The organism is Terrisporobacter vanillatitrophus (genome assembly GCF_051148895.1).
GTDB lineage: Bacteria > Bacillota > Clostridia > Peptostreptococcales > Peptostreptococcaceae > Terrisporobacter > Terrisporobacter vanillatitrophus.
The window spans coordinates 979729-1000336 of record NZ_CP154625.1 but is presented as its reverse complement, the minus strand read 5'-3'; the positions used below and the strand labels follow the sequence as shown (position 1 = coordinate 1000336).

The 20608-nt window shown below is 29.7% G+C and carries 21 protein-coding genes; 2 read left to right on the top strand and 19 right to left on the bottom strand.

Going from position 1 to position 20608, the window contains the following annotated elements:
• Positions 1 to 16: 16 nt before the first annotated feature.
• The 6 genes from rfbC to TVTCOM_RS05015 are packed head-to-tail and all read right to left on the bottom strand — an operon-like array spanning position 17 to position 4518.
• Positions 17 to 574, bottom strand: a complete 558-nt coding sequence (rfbC, locus tag TVTCOM_RS05040; RefSeq protein WP_434798756.1) for a dTDP-4-dehydrorhamnose 3,5-epimerase — start codon at positions 572 to 574, stop codon at positions 17 to 19.
• 12 nt (positions 575 to 586) lie between these two features.
• The gene (gene rfbA, locus TVTCOM_RS05035; RefSeq protein WP_434798755.1) at positions 587 to 1498 is read right to left on the bottom strand and encodes a glucose-1-phosphate thymidylyltransferase RfbA; all 912 of its coding nucleotides are present in this window, start codon (positions 1496 to 1498) and stop codon (positions 587 to 589) included.
• A gap of 34 nt (positions 1499 to 1532) precedes the next feature.
• Entirely contained in the window at positions 1533 to 2372 is an 840-nt protein-coding gene (gene rfbD / locus TVTCOM_RS05030) for a dTDP-4-dehydrorhamnose reductase (RefSeq protein ID WP_434798754.1), read from the bottom strand.
• 12 nt (positions 2373 to 2384) lie between these two features.
• Complete coding sequence (locus TVTCOM_RS05025; RefSeq protein WP_434798753.1) at positions 2385 to 3047, bottom strand: sugar transferase; 663 nt, start codon at positions 3045 to 3047, stop codon at positions 2385 to 2387.
• A gap of 55 nt (positions 3048 to 3102) precedes the next feature.
• Complete coding sequence (locus TVTCOM_RS05020; RefSeq protein ID WP_434798752.1) at positions 3103 to 3834, bottom strand: CpsD/CapB family tyrosine-protein kinase; 732 nt, start codon at positions 3832 to 3834, stop codon at positions 3103 to 3105.
• A gap of 15 nt (positions 3835 to 3849) precedes the next feature.
• Positions 3850 to 4518 (bottom strand): YveK family protein, encoded by a 669-nt coding sequence (locus tag TVTCOM_RS05015; protein ID WP_434798751.1) that lies wholly within the window; start codon positions 4516 to 4518, stop codon positions 3850 to 3852.
• 563 nt (positions 4519 to 5081) lie between these two features.
• Here TVTCOM_RS05015 and TVTCOM_RS05010 point away from each other — a divergent pair.
• A complete protein-coding gene (locus TVTCOM_RS05010; RefSeq protein WP_434798750.1) occupies positions 5082 to 5975 on the top strand; it encodes a metallophosphoesterase in 894 nt (297 codons plus the stop codon).
• Between the two features lie 235 nt (positions 5976 to 6210).
• Here TVTCOM_RS05010 and TVTCOM_RS05005 read toward each other — a convergent pair whose 3' ends face one another.
• The 8 genes from TVTCOM_RS05005 to TVTCOM_RS04970 all read right to left on the bottom strand — a co-directional run bounded on the left by TVTCOM_RS05005 (position 6211) and on the right by TVTCOM_RS04970 (position 14732).
• A complete protein-coding gene (locus tag TVTCOM_RS05005; protein ID WP_434798749.1) occupies positions 6211 to 6498 on the bottom strand; it encodes a hypothetical protein in 288 nt (95 codons plus the stop codon).
• 449 nt (positions 6499 to 6947) lie between these two features.
• Positions 6948 to 7637 carry a hypothetical protein gene (locus tag TVTCOM_RS05000; protein WP_434798748.1) on the bottom strand — a complete coding sequence of 230 codons (690 nt, stop codon included), beginning with the start codon at positions 7635 to 7637 and terminating at the stop codon, positions 6948 to 6950.
• Positions 7624 to 9105, bottom strand: coding sequence for an AAA family ATPase (locus TVTCOM_RS04995; RefSeq protein ID WP_434798747.1), 1482 nt, complete (start codon positions 9103 to 9105; stop codon positions 7624 to 7626). The genes TVTCOM_RS05000 and TVTCOM_RS04995 overlap by 14 nt, the downstream gene beginning before the upstream one ends.
• 54 nt (positions 9106 to 9159) lie before the next feature.
• Positions 9160 to 9561, bottom strand: a complete 402-nt coding sequence (locus TVTCOM_RS04990) for a GtrA family protein (RefSeq protein WP_434798746.1) — start codon at positions 9559 to 9561, stop codon at positions 9160 to 9162.
• Between the two features lie 63 nt (positions 9562 to 9624).
• A complete protein-coding gene (locus TVTCOM_RS04985) occupies positions 9625 to 10107 on the bottom strand; it encodes a VanZ family protein (protein ID WP_434798745.1) in 483 nt (160 codons plus the stop codon).
• Positions 10108 to 10245: 138 nt separating this feature from the next.
• Entirely contained in the window at positions 10246 to 10626 is a 381-nt protein-coding gene (locus TVTCOM_RS04980; RefSeq protein ID WP_434798744.1) for a hypothetical protein, read from the bottom strand.
• Positions 10627 to 10703: 77 nt separating this feature from the next.
• Positions 10704 to 13058, bottom strand: a complete 2355-nt coding sequence (locus TVTCOM_RS04975) for a transglutaminase domain-containing protein (RefSeq protein WP_434798743.1) — start codon at positions 13056 to 13058, stop codon at positions 10704 to 10706.
• A 318-nt stretch (positions 13059 to 13376) separates the two neighbouring features.
• Positions 13377 to 14732, bottom strand: a complete 1356-nt coding sequence (locus TVTCOM_RS04970; protein WP_434798742.1) for a protein kinase domain-containing protein — start codon at positions 14730 to 14732, stop codon at positions 13377 to 13379.
• Between the two features lie 169 nt (positions 14733 to 14901).
• Here TVTCOM_RS04970 and TVTCOM_RS04965 point away from each other — a divergent pair, with 169 nt between their 5' ends.
• On the top strand, positions 14902 to 15906 hold the full coding sequence (locus TVTCOM_RS04965) for an LCP family protein (protein ID WP_434798741.1): 1005 nt from the start codon (positions 14902 to 14904) through the stop codon (positions 15904 to 15906).
• A gap of 61 nt (positions 15907 to 15967) precedes the next feature.
• Here TVTCOM_RS04965 and TVTCOM_RS04960 read toward each other — a convergent pair whose 3' ends face one another.
• From TVTCOM_RS04960 to dctP, 5 genes are all read right to left on the bottom strand, one after another.
• A complete protein-coding gene (locus tag TVTCOM_RS04960) occupies positions 15968 to 16972 on the bottom strand; it encodes a PfkB family carbohydrate kinase (protein ID WP_434798740.1) in 1005 nt (334 codons plus the stop codon).
• A gap of 1 nt (position 16973) precedes the next feature.
• Positions 16974 to 17621 carry a bifunctional 2-keto-4-hydroxyglutarate aldolase/2-keto-3-deoxy-6-phosphogluconate aldolase gene (locus TVTCOM_RS04955; RefSeq protein WP_434798739.1) on the bottom strand — a complete coding sequence of 216 codons (648 nt, stop codon included), beginning with the start codon at positions 17619 to 17621 and terminating at the stop codon, positions 16974 to 16976.
• Positions 17622 to 17732: 111 nt separating this feature from the next.
• The gene (locus TVTCOM_RS04950; RefSeq protein WP_434798738.1) at positions 17733 to 19019 is read right to left on the bottom strand and encodes a TRAP transporter large permease; all 1287 of its coding nucleotides are present in this window, start codon (positions 19017 to 19019) and stop codon (positions 17733 to 17735) included.
• Positions 19019 to 19525 carry a TRAP transporter small permease gene (locus TVTCOM_RS04945; protein ID WP_434798737.1) on the bottom strand — a complete coding sequence of 169 codons (507 nt, stop codon included), beginning with the start codon at positions 19523 to 19525 and terminating at the stop codon, positions 19019 to 19021. Before TVTCOM_RS04945 ends, TVTCOM_RS04950 begins: the two co-directional genes overlap by 1 nt.
• A 25-nt stretch (positions 19526 to 19550) precedes the next feature.
• Positions 19551 to 20582, bottom strand: coding sequence for a TRAP transporter substrate-binding protein DctP (dctP, locus tag TVTCOM_RS04940; protein WP_434798736.1), 1032 nt, complete (start codon positions 20580 to 20582; stop codon positions 19551 to 19553).
• Positions 20583 to 20608: the final 26 nt, after the last annotated feature.

The following is a 20608-nucleotide window of genomic DNA, read 5'->3' as shown; positions in this document are numbered from 1 at the left end:
GTTACTCTCCTTTATATTAAAACGGTAAGTTCAATTCTTTTAATCTTGGTTGTACTTTATCTTTTTCTGATAATGTTATTTGTTCTATTCCGTCAATAGGCCATTCTATACCTAAATCGGGATCATTCCATAATAATCCACCATCATATTCTGGTGCATATAAATTAGTGCATTTATAGTTAAATACAGCTTCATCAGATACTACTAAGAATCCATGAGCAAATCCTTCTGGAACATAGAACTGTCTTTTATTTTCTGCAGAAAGAAGAATTCCTTCCCATTGTCCATAAGTAGGCGACCCATTTCTTAAATCTACGGCAACATCGTATACTGCTCCTTGTGTACATCTAACTAGTTTTCCTTGTGTAAACTTAGTTTGGAAATGCATTCCTCTAAGTACACCTTTTTTAGATTTCGATTCATTATCTTGAACAAACTCCATATCAAGCCCAGCTTCAACAAAATCTCTTCTATTATAAGTTTCCATAAAGTATCCTCTGTCATCTCCGAATACTTTGGGCTCTATTATGTATAAATCTTTTATTTTAGTTTCTATAAAATTAAAGTTTCCCATCTTATCTCCTTATTATAAAGATTCAACTAATTGTCTTGTTGATTCAAATTCATCTTCTAAATTTTCCTTTGATACTTTTACTAAATACTTTCCATAATCAGTTTTCATAAGTGGTTTAGCTAGTTCTATTAATTGCTCTTTTGTTATATATTTCTTTCTATAAGCAATCTCTTCTAAGCAAGCTATGTATAAACCCTGTCTAGTTTGAACTGCTTCAACATAATTAGATGCATCTAATAGACCTTTATGAGTTCCCGTATCTAGCCAAGCCATTCCTCTCCCAAATAATTCAACTTTAAGTTTCCCTCTTTTTAAGTATTCATTATTTACAGATGTTATTTCTAACTCTCCTCTATCTGATGGTTTAACATTTTTAGCTATTTCAACTATATCATTGTCATAAAAATAAAGCCCTGGTACTGCATAATTTGACTTAGGTACTTTTGGCTTTTCTTCTATTGATATAACATTGAAGTTTTTATCAAATTCTACAACTCCAAATGCCTGTGGGTCGACTACATGATATCCGAATATTGTAGCTTCATCTCTTTCCACTGCATTTTTAAGTCTTTCACTAAAACCATACCCATAGAATATATTGTCTCCCAATACTAAAGCTACTTTATTGTCTCCTATGAATTCCTCACCTATTATAAACGCTTCAGCTAGTCCATTAGGTTGCTCCTGTACTGCGTATTCTATATTAAGACCTAAATCATTTCCATTTCCAAATAATTCTTTAAACATTGGTAAATCTCTAGGTGTTGATATTATCAAGATTTCCCTTATCCCTGCTAGCATTAACACAGACATAGGATAATATATCATAGGTTTGTCGTATATGGGTAATGACTGCTTTGATACTGATTTTGTTATAGGATATAATCTTGTTCCAGATCCTCCAGCTAAAATAATACCTTTCATTATTACTCCCCCCTCTATTTATTTTTTAAATATCTTATTCTTTGTCTAAATACGCTTTCAATGATTCTTCCCAACTTCTAAATGAGTTCAATCCAAGTATTTTCAACATGAAATTGTCTAACACAGAATATGCTGGTCTAGGTGCTGGTCTTTTAAATACTTCACTAGTTACTGGATTTATTTTAATATCTATATTTTTCAATTCAAATATTTTTTTAGCAAAATCATACCAGCTACATTGACCTTCACAAGTTCCATGATAAACTCCATAGTGTTCTGTTCTTATTAAATCAATTATAACCTTTGCTAAATCTACTGTTGAAGTAGGACTTCCAAATTGGTCATTTACTACATTCAATTCTTTGTTAGTTTCTGCAAGTTTTAACATTGTTCTTACGAAGTTATTTCCTTCTCCATATAACCAAGCAGTTCTTACTACAAAATATCTAGAACAAAACTCCCTTACAAAGTTTTCTCCCATTAATTTACTTGTTCCATATACTGAATTTGGACAAGTCACATCATCTTCTCTATATGGTCTAGTACCATTGCCATCAAATACATAATCAGTAGATACTTGTACTAGTTTAGCTCCTACTTTTTCACAAGCTATAGCTAAGTTTCTAGGACCTATTGCATTAATTTTATATGCATTCTCAATATCAGCTTCACATAAATCTACTGCAGTATGTGCCGCACAGTTAATGACAACATGGGGCTTATTAGAAAAAATAATCTTATTTACATCATTCATATCTATAATATTTAATTCATTTTTGTCTGTTAAAATAAGTTCGTAGCAACTATTATTTTCTAATTGTTTCGCTATCTCCAAACCTAATTGACCTTTACTGCCTGTTATTAATACTTTCATAATGTTTCCCCCCTACGATGCATTGTCATCTCCAAATAATACCCCCACAGTTTTAAATATCAATTTTATATCCATCCACAAATTTCTTTTTTCTATATACTCTAAATCCATTTCTACCCACTCATCAAAGCCTATACTATTTCGACCACTTACTTGCCATATACAAGTTAAACCTGGTTTTACAAGCAATCTTTGCTTTTGGTAGTCATTATACTCTGCTACCTCATGTGGAATAGCTGGTCTTGGCCCAACTATACTCATATCACCCACAAGTATGTTGTATAACTGAGGTAACTCATCTATACTTGTCTTTCTAATAAATCTTCCTATCCTTGTTATTCTTGGATCTTCTTTTATCTTAAAAACCGGGCCATCCATTTCATTTTCATCCATCAACTCATCTAATAATTCCTCTGCATTGCTCACCATACTTCTAAATTTGTACATTTTAAAAAGCTTATTGTTTTTGCCACATCTTTCTTGCGCAAAAAATACCTTACCCTTAGGATCCTCTAATTTTATCATTAAGGATACTAAAAGAAAAATTGGCGACAATAATATTAAGCCAATACCAGATCCTAGAATGTCTGTTGTTCTTTTTAAAAACAAATAAATAATTCCTTTTCTAGGCTCTACTGCTTCATAGCTCCTAGTTTTGTTAACATTAATATCCATCTCTCTACCTATCCCCCCGTATAAAATTTTACCAATCCCTCTATCTAACTAAACTCTACTTCTTCTTACGAAATAGTCCATTTTTTTTCTTTTTCTTAGCTCCTCTGCCATTTTTTCCATCATCTTGTTGGTAATAATAACCATAATACCCATATGCGTTATTTTCCATATCATATTTATTTAAAATCGAACCTATTATATTAACATCAGACTTTCTCATATTATCAATAACTTCTTTAGTATGGTTTATATCCGTTTCGTTTGCTCCCACAACAAACATAACACCATCTGTATATTTAGATATAATTATTCCATCTGATACAATTCCTACTGGAGGCGCATCTATAAATACATAATCATATTTACTTTCAACTTCTTTTATAAATCTTTCCATTTTTTTTGAAGCTAATATCTCTGTTGGGTTAGGTGGCATAGCACCTGGTGTTAGTACATGAATATTTTCTTCTACTTTATTAATGCATTTTTCTAAATCTCTTGTATTTTTTAAATAATCCATAATACCATATGTGTTTCCTATTCCAAACATCTTATGGACACTTGGATTTCTTAAATCTAAGTCTACAACCAATACCTTCGTATTTTCCAATTTGGAAAATGCATGCGCTACGTGACATATTGTTGTACTTTTTCCTTCATTTTGCTTTGTACTTGTAAACATAATAGTTATTAAATTACTATCTATATCAGCAAAGCTTATATTAGTTCTAACAGTTCTATATGCTTCTGCCAAAGGTGATTTCGGATCTAAATCCGTAACTTTTCCCATATTTATAACCTCCTATTAAAACTTAGGAACTACACCAAATACTGGTAATCCTAGTTTTTCTTCTATATCTTTTGGTTCTTTTATTTTTGTGTTTAAGGCTTGTTTTAAGAATACAAAAAATACACTAACCATTGCTCCTAATACAGTTGCTATAACTATATTCATTTTCTTATTTGGTTTGATAGGCTCTTCTGGAACTGCTGCCTTGTCTATTACCTCTGTTCCACTAGCCTTTACTATTCTTTGTACCTCCGTAGAGAATATTTGTGGAATAGTATTACAAATTGTTGCTGCTACTCTTGGGTTTTCATGTTGTACAGATATTTTTATAATTTGTGTATTTTCAACATTAGTAATTGAAACTGCTTCTGAAAGTTCTTCATAGGTCATATCTAAATTCAACTTGTTTATAGTTGATGTGATAACTGATCTAGATTTGATTATCTCCCCATAAGTTAATGCTAATTTTTGAACAAAGTTCAAATCGTCACTTGTTGTCATCTGTGTAGTTTCATCTACCTCTTTGTTAACTATAAGAGTAGTGTCTGCTTCATACACAGGTGTTAACACATAAAAACTGACTAGCCCACTTATTACTCCACAAATTACCGCAGAAAGTACTATTACCCACATTTTTTTCTTTAATATAAAGAAATACTCCCTTAAATCAATTGTTTCTTCCATAATTCCTCCATTATAACTTGTTTTAAAATATGTTTTATTTTTCATTTTTTATATAATTTTACCTTTTATTCAAAGAAAAGTTTATCATATTTTCCCATGTATTGCAATTTCATGAATGATTTTATATACATAAAAGGATTTTTTATTGTCGATAATTGTCATTTTTCTAATATTTATGAATTTTATAATTATGAAAAAATACCTTTTTAAAATTATAAAAGCCTTCCTGTTATTTATGTTCATATATCTTTTTTCAAATTTTGACAATAGAATTTTAGCGAATACATTTTACTTTACATGCAGATTATAATTTTCATTTTAATTTTAATTTATTTTTTCCTTTATTTTCCTACATTCAATTTACATTATATTTTCATATTACGGCATAAAAAAAATATTTTTAGCATTGTCTATAATAAAATTCTCTTAATTTTCAATCATTTTTTTATATTCTAGATTTTTTTCAAGTATAATATAATAATCACAGGAGAATAATATTTATTTAAATGCATAAATCTTTAAACATTAAATACAAATATAAATATTATGAAAGGAAGATACTATTGAAAAATATAAAGAAAAAACATAGTAGAGTTTGGATTCTTATCCTTATAATATTAAGTATTTTTACAATAATAAGTATAAACAGTAAAATGAATAAAAACTTTGTTATAAAACAAGAAACTTTAATATACGAAAAGCTACCAAAATCACTTAACAATTACAAAATCCTTCAACTTTCAGATTTACACAGTAAAGAATTTGGAAAAAATAATAAAGACTTAATAAATTCAATCAAGAAAATTAATCCTGATTTAATTCTAGTTACAGGAGACATGTTTACCGTATCAGATATTTCCATAGACATGAACGAAGAAGATCTGGTTCCTTATCAACTACTTTCTAAGCTAGCTCCTCACTATAAAATCATCTACGTTTCTGGAAATCACGAAGAAGGAAAGGACATAATCTACAACGGTGATGACTATACAACTAGAGATCGCAGCAAAAACAACGCATATAATAGATATAGAAATAAATTAGAGTCTCTAGGCGTAGCCTTTGTAGAAAATTCCTCTTTACAAAACTACAATGATTTCATAAATATTTATGGTGTATATTTTGAATCTATGGAGAAAGACGAATACTATGAGTCTATCAACTTAGACAAAACAAAATTCAATATAATGCTCTGCCATGACCCAAAACACTTTCATACTTTTGCTAATATGGGATTTGACTTAACACTTTCTGGGCATGTTCACGGTGGAATAATTAGAATACCTCTAGCAGGTGGCCTTTTCAGCCCTGACAGAACTTTTTTCCCAAAATATGATAAGGGTATTTACAAAATAAATAACTCCTACATGAATGTCAGCGCTGGCCTTGGAGACTCTATACTCAAAAGGGTATTTAATCCTCCCGAAATAAATGTTATTACCCTAAAAAATAAATAAAATAAAACCTCTCTATAACAAATTTCCACTATCTGTTCTAGGGAGGTTTTCTATTTCACCAGGTGAACGATTTCACTTTAGCACAGCTAGTATTTTAGCCATTCTCTACCCCTTCACTTTTCAAAAATCGTTCACCTACCTAAAAAACTTTTAAACACATCAGCATCTATTAAAAACATTAGCCTTTATTAAAAACATCAGCCTCTATTAAAAACATTAGTCTTTATTAAAAACATTACCCTCTATTTGGACAGTTTTTATTTATCAACTTTTCCAGCCAAACAAATTCATCATCTTTACTATTATCTTCTACTTCCACGCCTTCACTAGTGGCCTTAGGGCTCAACATATAGTAAGTTCCTGCCCCCGCTCCATATCTTTCTGCAATACCAAGGTTCACCAACTTTTTGAAAATCTGAGCCGATCTAGTTTTCCCCAAACCAAATTCTTCCCTGCACAATTTATTTGTAATAATATCAAAACAAAACATATATTGAACAACCAGTTTCTCACTAAAACACAATCCCGTCTTCCTGGTAATCTTCAAGGCCTTACACATTCTATCCAACTCTGGATTACAATATATATAATCACTTCTCATAAAAACACTTCTCCTTTTTATCACAATATTTATTGTAAATTTTTATATTCCATTTTATGTACATCTATATAGCATCATTTACATAATACACTTTATACAGTGTCATTTACATATCTAGTCCTTAAGATTATGAACTTGAAGAAGGTTTTGTAATCATTTATACATTAGTCAATTTTTTTAAGAAATAATATGAATATAGTTACATTTCAAGTACCTTTGCACTATAATTATTTTAGGCTCGAATGATAACTATATAATGTAGTCCATTCTTAAATTTACATATTATTTAATATTAAAGGACAACCTCCCCAAGGTTGTCCATTTTTCGTTTATCTTCAATTCATTCAATTTATCAAATTTATTCAACTTATTCAATTCATCCTAAAATAAAGGTGAAAATTACAATATCTATTCAGCGAGTTACAATCCTCTTTTATAAACTGCCATGTATCTTTATAATCACCTGGTGTTGTAAAGTCATTATAACTTAAAAAATCCACAAACTCCTTTTCTGCTCCCACATATTTATCCACAAAATCATAAGAATATGCACGTTTTATATTGCATGGTGTGTTTTGGCAATTATGAAGTACATGTTCCAAATTACAAGAAAAAAAGTAAACTTTGTATCCAATTCGCCCAATACAACTAGTTTGATAAAGTTTATTTAAGATATTGCTTTTTCGTTCATTTCTCTCAACTATTAAATCTCTTTTATTTGTAACAATAGAGTTATGAGTATAAAAAGTTTTCTCCTGTTTCATATCCTCCACAACAAAATCTTTCTTTATAAAGGCTCCATCTGTATCTACTAAATGAATTATTTCTTTTATATCTGTTTTTTTCAAACCATTGTTCTGTGATAAAAATTGCTTCACTTGGCTATCAATTTTTCTAATAATATTTTGACAATTTGAATTAAAATCTGCTGTAATATCTTGATTTATTATATGAAACTGTACGCTACAGTCTTGTACCAATTTTGAAAGAATTAAACTTAGAGACATTTCATCGGTGATTCCTTCTACTATAAAAAGTATTATTTTCTTAGTCTTTATCATTATTTCCAATCATCCATGCTTTCCTAAAAGCATAGTTTATCTCATATTTATTAGTCTCATGGTATAAGTCTTCTTTCTGTCCTCCAAGCATAATACCTCTGTAGTAAAAATCTCGAAGATTATTACCAACTTTTGTATTATTCAAGCTGATATATCTATTGTTTTCATTTGTAGTTGTAAATACTACTAAATCCTTGTTTAACTTCTCCAAGGCCCTTAAGTTATGTGATGTGAAAATAAGCTGTCCCTTGGCACCTTTACTTAAAATTTCAAGTATTTCGCCAAGTAAATACTCAAAAATACCAGCATCTAACTCATCTATTGCCACCAAAATATTTTCATTATTATACATTCCTATTAATACACTTAATATTGAAATAATCTTTTTAATTCCCTCTGACTCATATTTCAATGGGATTTTTCTCTCATTTTTTACAGATAAAAGTTCCACCTTAAATGCTTCTTTTGAATTATTTAAAGTTTCCTTACCATAATTTTTTATTTCTATTTTCAATTTTGGCACTAAAGTATTTAACACCACATTTATTTGCTCCAAAATTTTCTTAACAGTTTCCAGCTTATCCGCATCAATAACAGAAACATCAAATAAGTTTAGTCCAATACTTCCTCTCATATTTACTTTTCTATTTTCCAGCATAAAACTAATAGGAATCATTCTGTTACTTGTTATAGCTCCCAACTCATCATTTTGTATAACAAAAAGGTTGAAGATCGCAAAACTCCTTAATATAGCCATAATCTTGCTATTTTCTGGACTAGTTTTTGAAAAAGATGTTATCAAAAGAGAAAATGTCTTAGGGCTAAAAATAAAGGATGTAGAATTTTCTTGAGAGAGACCCTTTGCAATACCAAATCTTACCTTCTTATCAGTAGAATTTGCAGCCTCTTTATAGCTTTTTATAGGCCTAAAAGTATAGTCATTATCATCCATGTCATAGTCCACAATTGTTATACTTTTTCTCCACTGATTATCCTCCCATTTAGAATAAGTCAACTTCTCTCTAAAAACTTCCACTGTTATATCTTTATCGTCCTCTATACTTGCACCTTTTCTTTGATTGAATTCTAGTATTTTGTCATATTCCATGTTTAAATCCTGTGAAAAAGCCCCACTTTTATAAGTTTTTCTTAATTCAAATTTATAAATAACTCTATATATTTCTTCCTTATCAATCATTCTAAATTCCAAGGTAATTCCTGCAGATTTGGCATCACAAGAAATAAAGTTACAAAAATTAGGATTTAACGGTTGACCTGAAATAACCATTTTAAAAAGGTATAATGCATTTATAATAGATGTCTTTCCTGATCCATTTTGACCATATATTCCTAAAATATTAGAAATATTTCCTGACTCCCTATCTTCTTTAAAATCAATTTTTCCATACTTTACATTTTTAAAATTCTCCAACTCCAATGTTTTCAATTTTACAATCCTATTATCCATCAAATCACCTCCATGGTACAACAAAACACCCACCTCAAGGGTCGGTGCTTTCATTTATTTTTTTATCACGTATTTCATTACAAAAAAAGTAATGGGAGTGGCCACCAATGTTGTAATCACAGGTGCCAACTTACTATTCATATTAACTCTATCAACTAAATAAATTATGCCAAAATATTGGATAATAAAATTAGGTACATAAGTCAGGGGAAAAAGTAAAAACTTCTTCAGATTAGGCTTTTGTTTGTATGTAAAGTAAGTATTAAAAAAATATGATCCTACAATACTAACCACATAGCCCATAACAAATGAAACTATATATGAAAATTTAAATATATCCATAAAAATCAAATAGGACAAATAATAGTCTGCCGTATTAATACATCCTACAAGTGTATATTTTATAAACTCAACTAAACTGCTTCTATGTTTTATAGTTATAAAGGTTTTATCCATAAAGTTGTCTCCTTCTTCTTATGATTTGACTATTATTTATGGTTACCTTTTATTTTGCAATTTTTATATGGATTTTATTCTTTTTTTCCTACGTCTCTTTAGTTCTAATAATTTTATACATATTAGAACTATTGAAATTCCTACAATACTTCCACATGAATCAATTATAACATCTTTTAATTGACCTGTTCTTCCAGGTACAAAAAGTTGATGAATTTCATCAGAAGTGGCATAAATCACACATAGTAAAAATGCAAATAGGGGCTTTTTATTTATATTTTTAAACTTTAAAAATAAAAGCATTGATAAAATTCCCAAAACCATATATCCAATAAAGTGAGCACTTTTTCTACCTATAAATTGAAGGCTTTCAACCACATTATCTTGAACTTCCTCTGGTTGCTCATTAAACTTTGGTACTATTGATAAAACCACTTTAATGGTACTTGCACTTGTATTTGATGATACTTCTGAATTTTGTGATGACATGGAAAAAATAAACAACATCCAAATCACAATTAACACTGTAAAAATACTTTTTTTCACTCTTATCATCTCCTTTCAATATCTCCTGTATAAACTAACAGTAGATTGTATGTCACAAATTATATTATAGACCATTTTTACACAAAAAGAGACTATCTTGTATAAGATAGCCTTTTCATAAAATTCAAAACTCTTATTTTATTTTCTTTTCTTCTTTTTCTTTTTTTTCTTCTTTTTATTTATGCCTTTTATTTCTGTTTCTTCTTTTTTTTCAATTTTACACGATTTTCGTATATTGTAGTACATAATTGCACCTATGATAACTAGCACAGCTATACTTGCTTTGTTTAAGGCATCTCCCACCTTATTACCCATGGTAAAATATCTACCAACTAATAAAATGATTGTAATAAATCCATATGCCATAATATGAGTCCCTGCAACTTTGGCTACTTTTTTATTATCATATTTTTTCTCATTAACAAAAACTATGTGGCGGCCCAGGTTGTATTTTAATGTTGCATAACCTACGACAACAGCAAGTAATCCTATCATTAAATCTGTATATAATTCTGTCATATTTTCCCCTCCTTGTCCAAGTACATTATATCATTTGTTAAGGTAAAATCATAACAAAATTCGCTTCGTTCATTTCTCTATTTTACTTTTACATACTTTACATTACTATAATAACTGTATACGTTTCCTATATCTGCCGTTCTATATGCATTTATCTTGTAATAATATGTTTTTCCTTTTTCTAAGCCTTCATCATAAGTACTTAAAGTGGAACTACTTTGGATGGTTTTTATTCTTTTATAACTTCCATTTTTACTATCTGATCTGTAGATTGCATATCCATAGGCTCCATTGATTTTTTTCCAGCTAATTTTTACTTTTCCGTTTTTGTTAGTATCACCTTTTTTGCTAGAACTAGTACAAGATGTAATAACTGGTGTATTACATCTTGTGCTAGTTTTTAATATTGTAGAGTATGATCCGTAATCTTTGTCTTTTCCAACGATTCTATAGGCCCTTACTTTGTAATAATATGTTTTTCCTGGTGATACGTTTTTATCCGTAAACTTTGTATTTGTACTACCACTCAGCTGGGCCACTCTTTTGTATGTTCCATATTTACTAGTTGCTCTGTACACTCTATATCCGCTGGCATAACTTGCTTTATCCCAAGATAATTTTACTAAAGTTTTATAAGAAGAATTTTGTTTTAAGTTTTTAACTTGAGATGGATATTTTGTTTTTCCATAAAAAACACTAGAATAATCACCATAAAGATTTTCATTGTCTACTGTTTTGTAGGCTCTTATCTTATAGTAATATGTTTTTCCACTTAATCGACCTGTGTCTGTGTAAGTATTGGAAGATTTATTAGAAACTGTAACTACTTTAGTGTAGTTTCCATCTTTTGATGTAGCTCTATAAATTATATATCCTGTTACATCACCTTCTTTGATCCATGTAATTTTCAAAGAATTAGTAGTACTGCTTAATACTTTGCTTCCAGAAACCTGATTTGGGTAAATTTTAAATGTAACATTCTTTTTACCAGTATAACTTCCTATGCCTACAACTGTTACAGTTCCTTTACCACTTAACGTGTTTTCTCCATAATCTAAGGAATAGTCCTTACCTTCTTCTAGTGTTTTATTATCATATATAGCTACAACACTTGGTTTTAAATTATCTGAATAAGATATAAATTTTTCTCCATTACCTATTTGAGTTACTTTACAGCTACTTAAGTCATATCTTACCTTCACATTACAAGTGGCACTTTCACCTTTTTTAGTTCTAGCAGTAATTGTGGCATAACCCAAACTTACTCCTGTTACATTTCCTTTTGAATCTACTTTTGCCACATTTTCGTTGCTACTAGTAAAAGATTGAATTTCATCACCATAAGGTAATTGTATCCCATATAGTTCAAAGGATTTTCCAACTCCTATTGTTTTTTGTAGCTTATTTAAAGAAAACTTTTCGTTATTGTAATCAACTTTGTTGTAAGATGTTTTTGACATGGGATATGCTGTATTAAATACTTTTGTAGTAAATTGTTCATCTCTTTTATGATTAGGAAATTCAACATTATTTCTCAGGAAATATGTATAATAAATATAATTATAATCACCATTAGCCGCATCCCAAGTATTATCTATATTGTACCATTTTGTGCCTATTTTCCCTATATTCCACGCATGATAATCATTACCAGCATAACCTGTAATACATCTTACTTTTACACCTAAATTCTTCATCATTTTATAAGTTAGAGTTGCATATCCATTACACACCACATTTTTTGAAACAATACCATCATATGCTGAGTATTTTTGTAAAGCATAATCGTACACTATATTTTCAGTAATAAAATCATGAACAGCCTTAGTTTTTGTGTATTCATCTTCATTATAAACATTTAGCTCATCTAATACTTTTTGTACTTCATAATCAACACGTTGTTCCTGATTATATGTTGAAAGATATTCCATTTCAAAGGTGAACTTTGTTTCAGTAGAATTACTATCATTCCAATTAACATAAAAAGAACTCCAGTGTCTAAAAAGATAATCTCCCTGGCTAGAATCAGCATTTTCATTATCTTCTACTGCCATTGCAAATAAATCTGTATATAAAGTACTATAATTCTTCTGTTTTATTGTAAATTCAATAATACCACTTCTTTTTACCATTTCTTCTTTTAAATAATTTGCAGCCTCTTCTTTAGTTGAAAAAATTTTATTTGAATAAAGTTTAAATGAAGATTTTGGTGAATATGTTTTTAAATTCACACCTTCATACAAAGGATTTACTATTTTTCCATCTGACTCTTTTACAACTTGAACCTTATCCTTAGATGTACCAATAGAAATTACTTTTGGATTTGCAGAGTTTGAATTTTCTGCAAAAATATTAAAATTTCCTATTGAAATCAGATTAAAAGTCAATAGGACACATAAAAATAAACTTATTCTTTTCTTTAAATTTTTCATTTCCTCTCCCCCAGATAATTTATTCTAAAACTTGGAGTAAAATCGCCTCACCCTTAATTATTCTTTTATTTAATCAAAATTCCTTTCATATATTCATTTTTCTGTACAACAAAATGAAACACTAATTTCCAATTAATATATATATTCCCATTATTGACCATTTTAAGCAAAAAACTGTTTTTTAAATTGTATCAGTTTTCTTGTTTAAATAAAACATTATGAAATTTATTTTATAAATAATTGTATATAAATGTTACATATTAATTTTGGATAAATTTAGATAAAAACAAAACCGACCCACGGGGTCGGTTCTTTATTCTATTCAGTTTCTGTTTCTAGTTCTGCATCATCATTTCCTGAGTCTGAAGTTTGATCTGGTGTTGGGTCTGGTGTTGGCTCTGGTTCTGGATCTGGAACTGGGTCTGGAGTTTGGTCTGGTGTTGGAGTTTCTTCTTGTGAATCATCTCCTGCATATTGTCCTCCTCCATTATTGTTACCAGTATTATGATTTGTATTGTTGTTATTATTGTTTGGATAATAATCCTTTGATGTATTATTTCTGTTATCTGTATTATTATAAACTGGCTGACTGTAAGTAGTATCCTCGTCTGAAGTCGGCTCATCCACTAGAACATCTTCTTCTAGTACTGCTTCCTCTTCTTGTATTTCTTCTTCTGGTGTTTCCTCTTTTGGCTCAGTTGCAACAGGTGATTTAGTACTTGTATTTTCTATATCATTTTTCCTATTATTAAACAAACTTCCTCCATTAATAGTTGTTGCCACTATTAAGAAAACTAAAAGACAACCTGCTAAACCTGTCATTAGTAGTAAGGGTTTTTTATAAGAATTTTTCTTAATTTCCACTTCATAGTCTTCATCATAATGTTCATCATAATGTTCATCATACTCTTCATCATTTTCTTCATCTACTATTTCTTCACTAACTACACCAGCACTTTCTCCACCATACTCTAAATAAGCATTGGCATCTTTTATAAATTGATTTAAATCTTCATACATATTTGATTTTTTATTAGTGCATTTATAAATTATACATATTAAATCTTCGTCAGAAATTTCATTTTTACATTTTACCGAGTTAGAATATTCTTTTCCTGTTGTTAATTCAAATAGAACTGCTCCTAAAGAATAAATATCTATTTCTTCACTAAACTCTTCTTTTAAATGTCTATTTAAACATTTTTCTTCTAAATAAACTAAAGTATCTACTTTTACAGTTCCTTTTTCATCAATATATATATTGTCACAACTTAATTTATCATAAACAAGACCTTTGAAATGAAACTCTTTTAATCCCTCTGCCACTTGTCTAAGTATTTTAATTGCTTCTACTCCACTAAGTTTTCCACTTTGTAGTTTTTCTTTTAAACTTATCCCAGGGAAACTTTCACTTTCTATATAATGATAAGTATTTTCCTCCCCTACAATACTTCCCATGGTATTTATGCAAATTAAATTGGGATTTTCCATGTCTTTTAGGATTTTTACTTCTTTTTTTAAATTATCTATGTATTCAGTATCATTAATATTATTAATTATAACATTTAAAGTTACTACATCCTTTGTTATAGAATTTACAGCTTTATAAGAGTCTGCCCATTGACCTCTATTTATAAGCTTCCTATTACCATATTTTTCATTAAAGTTATTCATAGTTACTCCCTTCTATAATTATTACATAATCCCCTATATAATAAATTATGTCTAAATTTACAGTTTTTGTAAATGATTTAGTTGAAATTTATTTTTTATTGGATAAAATAGTAATTTAGTAGTATATCCATATGATATAATTTATTTATTATTAAAAAGGAGGCTTACTTTGGCAAAAACACAAAAGAATTTTAACTTAAAAACAATTACTCTAGTATTACTTTTACTGCTTATAGGCATACCTTGTATTACTTTCTGGGCTTTACAAAATAATAAAAATTCAAGTACAGATAATTCCTCATCTCAAAATACTTCAAATAATATTACAAATATTTTATTACTTGGAACTGATGGTAGGGAAAAGGAAGAAGCCTTTAGATCAGACTGCATGATTATTGCCACACTAGACATGAAAAACAAAAGTATAAAGCTTACATCATTAGCTCGTGATACTTATGTTGATATTCCTGGATATGGAAAAGGTAAACTTAATGAGGCATATTTCTGGGGAAAACAGGATTTGTTATTTAAAACAATAAAAAATAATTTTGGAATTGAGCTATATAAATACATACAAGTAGATTTTGATAATTTAATGAATATTATATTTGTCTTAGGTGGAGTTGAAGTAAGTGTGGAGCAGCATGAACTGAAAGCTGTAAATAATCTAATTCCTGCTTCTTATGAAAGTTGTACTTATGAAAATAAGGGTGATATGAAACTTTTAGACTCAACAGGCGTACAAAAGCTTAATGGATACCAAGCTATAGCCTATACTAGAATAAGATATTCAGATAATGCTATTAATAGAGATTCAAGACAACGAGAAGTCCTTATGTCAGTTTTGAGAGATATAAAAAGTAAAGCTACATCAACTCAGGACAAAAATCTTAAAGAGTTGGCTCCATACTACTCAACAAATGTTACATCTTCAGAAATTTTGAATTTGGCTGCCAATGCCTACTCATCTGGAGCAGTTAACAATGTTAAACAAGGACAATTCCCTATTATAGATGATGTTCATGTTAAAGGTGGTACTTACAAAAATGCTGGCTGGGTATGGCTATATGATGTAAATTCAGTCTCTGTCTTGAAAGATTTTATTTTTAAGGATATAGATATGAAGGATAATGATTATTTAAAAGACAACAGTAAAATTGAACTTAATTACTAGAAACATATTGAAATATGAAAAGGAAGTTTAGCTAAAAAAAGGATCTATACAGATCCTTTTTTTAGCGTGATATTTTTCCTACTCCATTATACATTAAGTTTTCCACATCCTCCACAGAGACTAAGTTGGCATCTCCGTGAATGCTATGTTTTAAAACTGAAGCAGCAGTGGCAAATTCACAAATATATTCTGGCTTTTTATTATTTATAATAGAGTAAATTATTCCTGCAGTTAAGCTATCTCCACCACCAACTCTATCAACTATATCGTCAATTGTTATAACTGAAGATAAGAATAAACGCCCATCTATATAGTAATTACATTGTAAATTATTTACTGAAGATGATACTATATTTCTCATAGAAGAAAACATATACTTAATATTTGGATAAGTTTTGCTTATTTCATCATAGTAGTATTTTAATTTTTCCTGTTTATCTTCTAAATTACTGTTCATCAATAAAATATTCTCAGCATCTAGTATTCCAGCTGATAATAAATTTACATAAGGCAATATTTTTAAAGTAGCTTTTCTAGCCTCTTCCAAAGTCCATAACTTTGCTCTGTAGTTTGAGTCATAACTAACCATTATATTATTTTTCTTACAATGTTCTAATATTTGCATAGTTAATTTTCTAAGCTCATGAGAAAGAGCTAAAGTTATGCCAGAAAAATGGAAAATATCCACTCCTTCTAAAGCTTTTTCTATATCTAAATCATCCACTTTCATATTGGCAAAGGCAGAATCAGCTCTATCATAAATCACCTTAGATGCTCTATTTCCACTACCTACTTGTAAAAAATATATTCCCGTTCTTTTATCACTTTTATTTATAAAATTTGTATCTACATTGTGACTTCTTAAATAATTTGTAATGCTTTTTCCTATATCATCATTTGAAACACATGTTAACATTCTAGTATCTACTCCATAGTTAGATAAAGAAACTAAAACATTAGCTTCTCCTCCACCATAATTAGCATTAAAACTATTGCACTGTGTTATCATTTGTCCTTTATTTGTAGATAATCTAAGCATTATCTCTCCAAATCCTGCAACTCTCATATTACTTACCCCTAACTTCATTTAATTTAGCAATATAACTTTCACAAATTGATGTTATTTCTTCAAATCTTCCTTCTTCACCAAGCTTGTTTAGTTCTCCACCAATTCCCACTGAATCAACTCCAGCTTTTATCCATGAATCTAAATTGTCTAAATTAACTCCACCTGTAACCATTATGTTTGCGTAAGGTAATGGTCCTTTGATAGCCTTTATGTATCCTTGTCCAAAAGCACTTCCTGGGAATAATTTTACAATATCCACCCCTACTTCATGAGCTGCTATTACTTCATTTATTGTCATTACACCTGGAATATATGGAACTTTATATCTATTACATATTTTTGCTGTTTCTGCAGAAAATCCTGGTGATACTATATATTTTGCACCAGCAAGCATGGCAACTCTTGCAGTTTCTGGATCAAGTACCGTTCCTGCTCCTATTATTACATCATCTTGTCCTTCAAATTCTTCACTTAAAGTTTTTATTATATCGTTGGCAAATTTGTTAGTGTAAGTTACTTCTATGGCTTTTACTCCACCTTTTATGCAAGATTTTGAAATCTCCACTCCAACTTCTTTTGAATTTCCTCTAACTACTGCCACTACACCACAGTCTGCTAATGCTTTTAATGTATTTATTTTAATCATTTTCTTTCCCCCCAAAATTTAGTTTTTATACAGAAATAACTCATTTCAATTAAGATTTTCCGCCTTATACTTAATTGAAATGAGCTTCTTTTTAAGTTATTTAGCTTTCTCTTAATAGAATAGATTTACAATGAATGTAGAGAATGCTGGTATATATGTTATTATAAGTAAGTTCGCTAATAATAAACCATAGAATGGTAGTGCCTCTTTAATAAATGCCTTTGTTTTACACTTGGTAATACCACATGTGACGAACATCAGAGTCCCCATTGGTGGTGATATTGCACCTATAGCATTGTTAAAGATATAAATCATAGCAAATTGTATTTCGTTAATTCCATATGCTGCAGCTACTGGCGCAAGTAATGGAACCAGAATTATCATAGATGCATTTCCTTCTATAAACATACCTACTATTAATAAGAATAAGTTAACTAATATTAAGAAGATATATTTGTTATCTATCATTGTAACCATCCATTCAGTTAATTGTTGAGGTATTCTTTCTTTTGTTAATATCCATGAAAATACACTGGCAGCTCCAACTATTAACATGATTGATGCTGTAGTTGTAACAGTCTCTTTTAATCCAACTGCTATATCTTTTACTTTTAATTCTCTATAAATTAATCCTAAAACTAAAGCATATATTATTGCTATTGATCCTGCTTCTGTTGCAGTAAATGCTCCCACACGTATACCACCTATTATTAATATTGGTAAACATAAAGGCAATATAGCTGGCTTTAAAACTCTTATAAACTCTTGTCCTGTTATTTTTTCTGTTCTTATTGGCACATATCCTCTTTTTTTAGATATTATTGAAACTAATAACATCATAGTTATACAAAGAAGTGCTCCTATTCCTAAACCTGACATGAATAATTGACCTATGGAAACGTTAGCTATACATCCATAAAGTATCATTGCTATTCCTGGAGGTATTAATGGTGTAATCATAGATGAACAAGCTGTTACTACTGTAGAGAATGATTTTGAGAAACCTTTTCTCTCCATTTCTGGCACTATCATTTTTGATTGCATAGCTGCATCTGCTATATTTGATCCTGAAAGTCCACCCATTAAAGTAGATAATAATACGTTTACTTGAGCAAGACCACCAGACATTCTACCTGTTATTACTTCACAGAAATCCATAATTCTTTTAGTTACACCAGTGTAGTTCATAAATATACCAGCGCATATGAAGAATGGTATAGCTAATAATGATAAACTTTCCACTCCTGTTATTGCTTGTTGTGCATATACTATTGGATTTGCATATGGATCAAGTAAGAAATACATTGCAGATCCACCTAATACAGATATGTATACAGGTACTTTCATGAATAATAATACTAACATTACTATTGATGCTAAAATAATTCCTGAACTCATTAAATAGCCACCCCTTCTTCATTAATTTCTTCTTCGTTCTTATTTATATATTTAGAAGTAAAGTAACTTACTATCATTAATAAGTATGATACTGGTGCTATACCGTATATTAATGTGTAAGGTATTTTCAGTATACTTGTAGCTCTTTCACTACTTACGAATACTCCCACAAATCTTATACTTTGAACAAATAAATAAGATATTATAAATAAAACAATTAAATCAACTATTATTCCTATTATCTTTTGCACAGGTTTGGGGAACATTTCCACAACCATTTCTATAGCAACATGGTTTCCTGTTCTAAATGCAGCTCCCCCTGCACCAAATACTATCCATACCATACAGAATAATTGCACTTCTTCTAACCAAGTAAATGGTTTTCCTATGATGTATCTCATTACAACTCCAGAAGATGTAAGGCCAACAAGTACAATTAAAGCTACTATGGCTACAAAAATATCTAAGTTTTTAACTATTTTTAGAAATGTATTATCCTTTTTCACTTTATTCACCTCTTAATTTTATAGATTATTCTACTCCCATAGCTTTTCTAACTGTATCATATAGACCTTTTGACCATCCAAATTTCTCTTCTAATTTATAGAAAGGCTCTGCAGCTTTTTTAAATTCAGCTTGTGTTTCTTCAGTTAAGTCAGTTACAGTTACACCTTCATCTTTCATTTGTTGAAGATATTCAGCTTCTGCATCTGCTTGTAAACCATTGTTGTAAAGTCCTGCTTCTTCTCCTGTAGAAACTAATAAGTCTTGTTGTTCTTTAGTTAAACTATTGAAGAAATCTGCACTACATACCCATGTAGTAAAGTTTTTAACATGACCATCTAATAATAAATATTTTGCAACTTCATGTAATTTTCTTCCATATAAAGTAGCTATTGGGTTTTCTGCTCCATCTATAGCTTTTGTTTGTAATGATTGATAAACTTCACCTAAGTCCATACCTGTAGATGTTGCACCTAAAGTATCAAAACCAATTGATTGTATTTCATTACCTGGAACACGAATCTTTAATCCTTTTAAGTCATCTGGTGTTTCAACTTTTTTTGTAGTTAAAGTATGTCTATCTCCGTACATCCAGTTAGAAGCAAGTATTTTTAAACCTTTTTCTTCTAATAAACTACTTTGTTCTTTGTACCAATCACTTTCAATTAAAGTCCAACATTGCTCCCAATCGTCAAATAAGAAAGGTCCAAATAATATTCCCATGTCTTTTACTCCGTAGTCAGCATAAAAGGCTCCATCTGCCAATGTTATTACTGGTTCCCCAATAAGCATTGTATCTATTAGCTCACTCTTTGACCCTAACTGGCTATCTGGGAATAGCTCTATTTTTAAACTACCATCACCTTTTTCTTCTACTAACTCTTGCCATTTTTCTAAGGCTTGTCCTATTGGCTCACTTATAGAGTTTTCAAAACCTATTTGTACTGTCATAGGATTTTCTGGCGATGGAGCAGGGCGTTCATAAGTTGAACAACCTGCTAAACTTGTCATTGTTAGTGTTGCTGATAAAATAACTGCTAATAATTTTTTAATTTTCATCAGTATTTTCCCCCTATTTTATAAAG

Coding starts and splice junctions, on each gene's coding strand:
- rfbC (WP_434798756.1), bottom strand. CDS start 574: ATGGGAAACTTTAATTTTATAGAAACTAAAATAAAAGATTTATACATA.
- rfbA (WP_434798755.1), bottom strand. CDS start 1,498: ATGAAAGGTATTATTTTAGCTGGAGGATCTGGAACAAGATTATATCCT.
- rfbD (WP_434798754.1), bottom strand. CDS start 2,372: ATGAAAGTATTAATAACAGGCAGTAAAGGTCAATTAGGTTTGGAGATA.
- TVTCOM_RS05025 (WP_434798753.1), bottom strand. CDS start 3,047: ATGGATATTAATGTTAACAAAACTAGGAGCTATGAAGCAGTAGAGCCT.
- TVTCOM_RS05020 (WP_434798752.1), bottom strand. CDS start 3,834: ATGGGAAAAGTTACGGATTTAGATCCGAAATCACCTTTGGCAGAAGCA.
- TVTCOM_RS05015 (WP_434798751.1), bottom strand. CDS start 4,518: ATGGAAGAAACAATTGATTTAAGGGAGTATTTCTTTATATTAAAGAAA.
- TVTCOM_RS05000 (WP_434798748.1), bottom strand. CDS start 7,637: ATGATAAAGACTAAGAAAATAATACTTTTTATAGTAGAAGGAATCACC.
- TVTCOM_RS04995 (WP_434798747.1), bottom strand. CDS start 9,105: ATGGATAATAGGATTGTAAAATTGAAAACATTGGAGTTGGAGAATTTT.
- TVTCOM_RS04990 (WP_434798746.1), bottom strand. CDS start 9,561: ATGGATAAAACCTTTATAACTATAAAACATAGAAGCAGTTTAGTTGAG.
- TVTCOM_RS04980 (WP_434798744.1), bottom strand. CDS start 10,626: ATGACAGAATTATATACAGATTTAATGATAGGATTACTTGCTGTTGTC.
- TVTCOM_RS04975 (WP_434798743.1), bottom strand. CDS start 13,058: ATGAAAAATTTAAAGAAAAGAATAAGTTTATTTTTATGTGTCCTATTG.
- TVTCOM_RS04970 (WP_434798742.1), bottom strand. CDS start 14,732: ATGAATAACTTTAATGAAAAATATGGTAATAGGAAGCTTATAAATAGA.
- TVTCOM_RS04960 (WP_434798740.1), bottom strand. CDS start 16,972: ATGAGAGTTGCAGGATTTGGAGAGATAATGCTTAGATTATCTACAAAT.
- TVTCOM_RS04955 (WP_434798739.1), bottom strand. CDS start 17,621: ATGATTAAAATAAATACATTAAAAGCATTAGCAGACTGTGGTGTAGTG.
- TVTCOM_RS04950 (WP_434798738.1), bottom strand. CDS start 19,019: ATGAGTTCAGGAATTATTTTAGCATCAATAGTAATGTTAGTATTATTA.
- dctP (WP_434798736.1), bottom strand. CDS start 20,582: ATGAAAATTAAAAAATTATTAGCAGTTATTTTATCAGCAACACTAACA.